At 66.1% G+C, this 5,800-nt stretch carries 5 protein-coding genes; 1 reads left to right on the top strand and 4 read right to left on the bottom strand.

Features of this window, described 5'->3' with window-relative positions; genetic code table 11:
- Positions 1-175: 175 nt before the first annotated feature.
- The 4 genes from ACXJKR_RS22350 to ACXJKR_RS22335 form a co-directional block, all read right to left on the bottom strand.
- On the bottom strand, positions 176-2,389 hold the full coding sequence (locus tag ACXJKR_RS22350; protein WP_457324678.1) for a putative bifunctional diguanylate cyclase/phosphodiesterase: 2,214 nt from the start codon (positions 2,387-2,389) through the stop codon (positions 176-178).
- Positions 2,390-2,518: 129 nt separating this feature from the next.
- The gene (locus ACXJKR_RS22345) at positions 2,519-4,810 is read right to left on the bottom strand and encodes a YgiQ family radical SAM protein (RefSeq protein WP_457324677.1); all 2,292 of its coding nucleotides are present in this window, start codon (positions 4,808-4,810) and stop codon (positions 2,519-2,521) included.
- A gap of 86 nt (positions 4,811-4,896) precedes the next feature.
- On the bottom strand, positions 4,897-5,112 hold the full coding sequence (locus ACXJKR_RS22340; protein WP_056205145.1) for a cold-shock protein: 216 nt from the start codon (positions 5,110-5,112) through the stop codon (positions 4,897-4,899).
- Between the two features lie 124 nt (positions 5,113-5,236).
- A complete protein-coding gene (locus ACXJKR_RS22335) occupies positions 5,237-5,458 on the bottom strand; it encodes a (2Fe-2S)-binding protein (RefSeq protein ID WP_082533065.1) in 222 nt (73 codons plus the stop codon).
- A 106-nt stretch (positions 5,459-5,564) separates the two neighbouring features.
- Here ACXJKR_RS22335 and bfr point away from each other — a divergent pair.
- Positions 5,565-5,800: bacterioferritin (gene bfr / locus ACXJKR_RS22330; RefSeq protein ID WP_457324676.1), on the top strand; the 236-nt coding region annotated here is incomplete at its 3' end.

The following is a 5,800-nucleotide window of genomic DNA, read 5'->3' as shown; positions in this document are numbered from 1 at the left end:
CGATGTGCTTGCGGCTCAAYGCCGCAAGCGTCGCCGTCCCCTCGGGGGCTGAGACCGGCCACATGGCGCCCAGTGGGCGGCATGTGTCTGTCGAAGAGCTGCGGCGCAAGACGCGGCGCGGTCTGCAAGAACGACTGGGCCTGCCGCGTTCAGCAGGCAAGACCAGGCGAGGGGCCTACCGGCCCATCCAGGTTTCAAGTTGGTCCGCGGGCATGGGTCTGGCGAACAGCCAGCCTTGACCCTCATGGCAGCCCAGGCCGATCAGGTACTGGCGCTGCTCCTCGGTCTCGATGCCCTCGGCGATGACAGTCAGGCCCAGGCCGCGGCCGAGGTTGATGACCATCTGGGCGATCGTCGAGCCGGCGGACGAGGCCTGCGCCTCCTGCACGAAGGCGCGGTCGATCTTGAGACGGTCCACCTGCAGCTGGCGCAGCTGGCTCAGCGACGAGAAGCCTGTGCCGAAGTCGTCGATGGCGACGCTGAAGCCCAGGCGCTTGATGTCGGCCAGCACGCGCAGCACGAGGTCGGCGTCTTCCATGGCCATGGACTCGGTGATCTCGAGCTCGATGTGCTGGCCGACGACGCCGCAGTCCTGCAGCGCGCGGCCCAGCATGTCGATGAAGCCGGGGTGGCGGAACTGCGCCATGGACACGTTAACGGCCATGCGGAAGTCGGCATGGCCCAGGGCCTGCATCTTCTTCAGCTGGGCGCAGGAGGTGCGCATGACGAACTCGCCGATGGGAATGATGAGGCCGCTCTGCTCGGCCAGCGGAATGAACTGGTCGGGCGGGATGAAACGACCATCCAGCGTCTTCCAGCGCAGCAGGGCCTCGGCACCGACGAYGCGGCTGCTGCTCAGCTCGACCTGGGGCTGGTAGACGACGAAGAGCTGRCTTTCCTCGAAGCCGGTCCGCAGGCCCTTGAGCAGCTTGAAGCGCTCGCGCGCGTCGCTGCCCATGGCGGCAGAGAAGTACTGAGATGAGCCGCGCTGCTGCTGCTTGGCGCGCTTGAGCGCGATCTGGGCATCGAGCAGCAGTTCGGAGCCGACGGCCTTGGATTCACCCAGGCGCACGAGGCCCGTGGTGGCGGACAGCTGCAGGCGCTCGCCGGCAACGATGAAGGGGTCGGCGAAGACGCTGTTCACGGTCTCGGGGCAGACCTTGGCATGCTCGCCCAGCACGCCAAAGGTGTCGGCGCCGACGCGGGCCATCGCAGTGTTCAGGCCCAGCGTCTCGCTCATGCGGTGCACGACGGCCTGCAGCACCTGGTCGCCGAAGTGGTGGCCAAAGGCGTCGTTGATGTCGGAGAAATCGTCGATGTCGATCAGCGCGAGCGTGACACCGGACGGATCCTTCAGGTTCTTGTCGAGCAGCTCGACGAAACGGTTGCGGTTGGGCAGGCGCAACAGCGGGTCGTTGTAGGCCTGGTCCAGCAGCTGGCTGTACAGCACCACGTTCTCGAAACCGACCGAGATGTTGGAGCAGAAGGCTCGCAACAGCTGCTGGTCGAGCTCGTCGAGCTCACGGCCAACGTCCACGAGCGCCGCCATCGCACGGCCCTTGCCCATGCCGAAGTACAGGACCGTGCCGTCGTCGTAGAGGTTGCGCTCCTGCTGCAGGCAGCGCTCCAGGCGGTCCCGCACGGTAGCGATCTTGACCTGGGCCAGCGGCCGGTCGATGAGGCCGCTGTACTGGCCGGCAGCGGCCACGATGYGGACTTCGTCGCCGGTCTCGCCGCTGACCTGGKCGCAGACCAAGCCTTCGGGCAGGATGCCGAGCAGCGCGCAGAGCTGGGTAACGACGCCTTCGGCGAATCGGGAGAGCCCACGCATGCGCGACAGCGAGGTGCTGCTCTCGACGATCATCTCCAGGCCGCGGCGGTTGGCCTCCAGCGCGCAGATCTGGCGGTAGGAGCGCACCGCGGCGGTCAGCACCGTGTACAGCCGCGTGCGGGTCAGCTCCGACTTGGTCTTGTAGTCGTTGATGTCATAGGCCTGCACCGTCTCGATTTCGGGCGCATAGCCGGGCTGGCCGGTGCGCAGCACGATGCGCAGGGCGTTCAGGCACAGCTCGTCGCGGATATGGCGCACCAGTTGCAAGCCGGCGTCTTCGCTCTCCATGACGACGTCGAGCAGCACGACGGCGAGGTCGTCCTCGCTAGCCAGCAATTGGCGGGCCTGGGCGGCGGAAGAGGCGTGCAGGAAGACGAGGGGCTGGCCTTCGACGGTCAGGCCCTGCATGGCCAGTTCGGTGGCCTTGTGGACGTCACCGTCGTCGTCAACGATGAGGATGCGCCAGGGCCGGTCTTGCGGGCGATGCTCGCCTTCAGCGTGCTCGGGGTCGTCGAGCAGCTCGAGCAGGTCGTCGTCAACGGCGGGCGTTTCTTGCATGGGGGCGAGGGCTCCGGGGCTGGGGCATCACGGCGCGGCCGCGGCTCCTACTCGTCAAGTAGCCGCAAGCGTACGGCATCCTCGGCCTTGTAGTCACGAAAAGCAGGGGCAAAAGTCCTGCGAATCGCCTCAACGTTTTGCGGGTTTGCCCGGACGCGGCGCGCTGTTACGACTTGCGCCGGTCACGCGCGGCGGCAGGCCGGTGTGCTGGGTCAAGAGCTGGCCCTTGCGCGGCGTGGCCGGCTTCATCGGTGCCGCACTCGCTGGTTTGGCCGCCGGCGTGACGCCGGTCGAGTTCTTGCGCCGCGCGCTTTCGTAGCTGCCGTCGGTGATGGGCTGGTAGCTCGGGATCAGGTGATGCTTGCCATTGCCGATCAGGTCCGCACGGCCCATGGCCTTGAGCGCCTCGCGCAGCAGCGGCCAGTTGTTGGCGTCGTGATAGCGCAGGAAGGCCTTGTGCAGGCGGCGGCGGCGCTCGCCGCGCACGATGTCCACGCTCTCGCCGCGCGTCTCGTCACGGCTGATGCCCTTGAGCGGGTTCTTGCCCGAGTGGTACATCGCGGTGGCCGTGGCCATCGGGCTGGGATAGAAGGTCTGCACCTGGTCGGCGCGGAAGCCGTTCTTCTTCAGCCAGACGGCGAGGTTCATCATGTCCTCGTCACTGGTACCGGGGTGGGCGGCGATGAAGTAAGGGATCAGGTACTGCTTCTTGCCAGCCGCCGCACTCGCCGCCTCGAACATCTGCTTGAAGCGGTCGTAGCTGCCGATGCCCGGCTTCATCATCTTGGACAGCGGGCCGCCCTCGGTGTGCTCGGGCGCGATCTTCAGGTAGCCGCCGACGTGGTGCGTGACCAGCTCCTTCACGTACTCGGGCGACTCCACCGCCAGGTCGTAGCGCAGGCCCGAGCCGATCAGGATCTTCTTGACGCCCGGCAGCGCGCGCGCGCGGCGGTACATCTTGATCAGCGGATCGTGGCTGGTGTTCAGGTTCGGGCAGATGCCCGGGTAGACGCAACTGGGCTTGCGGCAGGCGGCCTCGATCTCGGGGCTCTTGCAGCCGATGCGGTACATGTTGGCCGTCGGGCCGCCCAGGTCCGACACGATGCCGGTGAAGCCCTTGACCTTGTCGCGCATCTCCTCGATCTCGCGGATCACGGAGTCTTCCGAGCGGCTCTGGATGATGCGCCCCTCGTGCTCGGTGATGGAGCAGAAAGTGCAGCCGCCGAAGCAGCCGCGCATGATGTTCACGCTGAAGCGGATCATTTCCCAGGCCGGGATCTTGGTCGCGCCGTCGTGGCCGCCCTTCTCGTCCGCATAGCTCGGGTGCGGGCTGCGCGCGTATGGCAGGTCGAAGACGTGGTCCATCTCCGGCGTCGTCAGCGGGATGGGCGGCGGGTTGATCCACAGGTCGCGCTCGCCGTGGCGCTGCACGAGGGCACGGGCGTTGCCAGGGTTGGTCTCCAGGTGCAGCACGCGGTTGGCGTGGGCGTAGAGCACCGGGTCGCTCTTGACCTTCTCGTAGGCCGGCAGGCGCACCACCGTGTGGTCGCGCGGCGGCATGGTGATGCGGCCGGTCTTGTGGATGGTGATGGGCTTCGCCCCATCGGGCGCGTCGTTGGACGCGCAGGCCTTGTTCTCTTCGACGATCTGGTAGGGGCTGATCAGCTCGTCAATGCGGCCGGGACGGTCCACCTCGGTCGAGTCCAGCTCGAACCAGCCTTCGGCCGTCGGGTCGTCATCGCGGCGCATGAAGGCGGTGCCGCGCACATCGGTCAGGCTCTCGATGGGCTCGCGGCGCGCCAGGCGGTGGGCGATCTCGATGATGGCGCGCTCGGCGTTGCCATAGACCAGCAGGTCGGCCTTGCTGTCCACGAGGACGGAGCGGCGCACCTTGTCCTGCCAGTAGTCGTAGTGCGCGATGCGGCGCAGCGAGGCCTCGATGCCGCCGATGACGATGGGCACGTCCTTGAAGGCTTCCTGGCAGCGTTGGGTGTAGACCAGGGTCGCGCGATCGGGGCGCTTGCCGCCCTCGCCTCCGGGCGTGTAGGCGTCGTCGCTGCGGATTTTTCGATCAGCCGTGTAACGGTTGATCATGGAATCCATGTTGCCGGCGGCCACGCCAAAGAACAGGTTGGGCTTGCCCAGGGCCTTGAAGGCGTCGGCGCTGCTCCAGTCCGGCTGGGCAATGATGCCGACGCGAAAGCCCTGCGCCTCCAGCGTGCGGCCGATCACGGCCATGCCGAAGCTGGCGTGGTCGACGTAGGCGTCGCCGGTGACGATGATGATGTCGCAGGAATCCCAGCCGAGCTGCTCCATCTCCGCCCGGCTCATGGGCAGGAAGGGTGCGGGGCCGAAACGCTTGGCCCAGAACGGGCGGTAAGCGGTCAGGGCCTTCGGGGCAGTGACGGGCAAGGCGGACATAAGAGGTGGATTGTCGACGGCGGACCCAGAAAGCACAAAGCCCGCGCAGGGCGCGGGCTTGACTCAACGGCCAAAGCCGTGAGGGATTACAGCGAACGGATGTTTGCTGCTTGCAGGCCCTTGGGGCCCTGCTTCACTTCGAATTCGACCTGGGCGCCTTCAGCCAACGTGCGGAAGCCGCCGTTGTTCTTGATTTCGCTGTGGTGGGCGAACAGGTCCTTGCTGCCGTCGGCCGGCGTGATGAAGCCGAAGCCCTTGCCGTCGTCAAACCATTTGACAGTGCCGGTTTGGAGGGTGCTCATGGAATTTCCTTACTGTTGTCGTGCTGCGTGGCCCGCCCCAGATCGGCTGCGGAATTCACAACGACGTTCAGGAAATCAGACCAACAAAAAGGCGCCGGATGTCGGCGCCGGGGAGCATTCTAGTTCATGCCGCCAGTCGGATCGGGACGACCACCATGCCGCGTCCTCGCGGAGCGGCGCCTTCGACACGACTTTCCTCGAAAACCGCACAGGCGCAGTCCCGGCAGGCGCCGCAGGCCGTGGCCACGCGCAGGTCATCCTGCAGGGCCTCGAAATCCGGGCAGCCGCTGGAGGCGGCAATCGCGATGTCGCGATCAGAGACTCGGTGGCAGACACAAACAATCATGGGTGCGAAGTCTAATGCGAATCGGTCTCATTTGCAGAAAGAGCGGTTTTGCCGTGGGGCTTTCACTGGGGATACTGCGGCTTAATTTCACGATCCGGAGCTCCCCATGAAAGGCGACCCCCAAGTCATCGCCCACCTCAACGCCCAGCTGAAGCTGGAGCTGACGGCCATCAACCAGTACTTCCTGCACGCCCGCATGCTGAAGAATTGGGGCCTGCTGAAGATGGCCAAGCACGAGTACGAGGAGTCCATCGAGGAGATGAAGCACGCCGACAAGCTCATCGAGCGCGTGCTGACGCTGGACGGCCTGCCCAACCTGCAGGACCTCGGCAAGCTCTACAT

This window comes from Roseateles sp. P5_E11, from assembly GCF_054049355.1.
This window is presented reverse-complemented; position numbering and strand designations above follow the sequence as displayed.

What these genes read in the sequence shown, in the direction of transcription:
- ACXJKR_RS22345 (WP_457324677.1), bottom strand. Translation starts at nt 4,810, where the DNA reads ATGTCCGCCTTGCCCGTCACTGCCCCGAAGGCCCTGACCGCTTACCGC.
- ACXJKR_RS22340 (WP_056205145.1), bottom strand. Translation starts at nt 5,112, where the DNA reads ATGAGCACCCTCCAAACCGGCACTGTCAAATGGTTTGACGACGGCAAG.
- ACXJKR_RS22335 (WP_082533065.1), bottom strand. Translation starts at nt 5,458, where the DNA reads ATGATTGTTTGTGTCTGCCACCGAGTCTCTGATCGCGACATCGCGATT.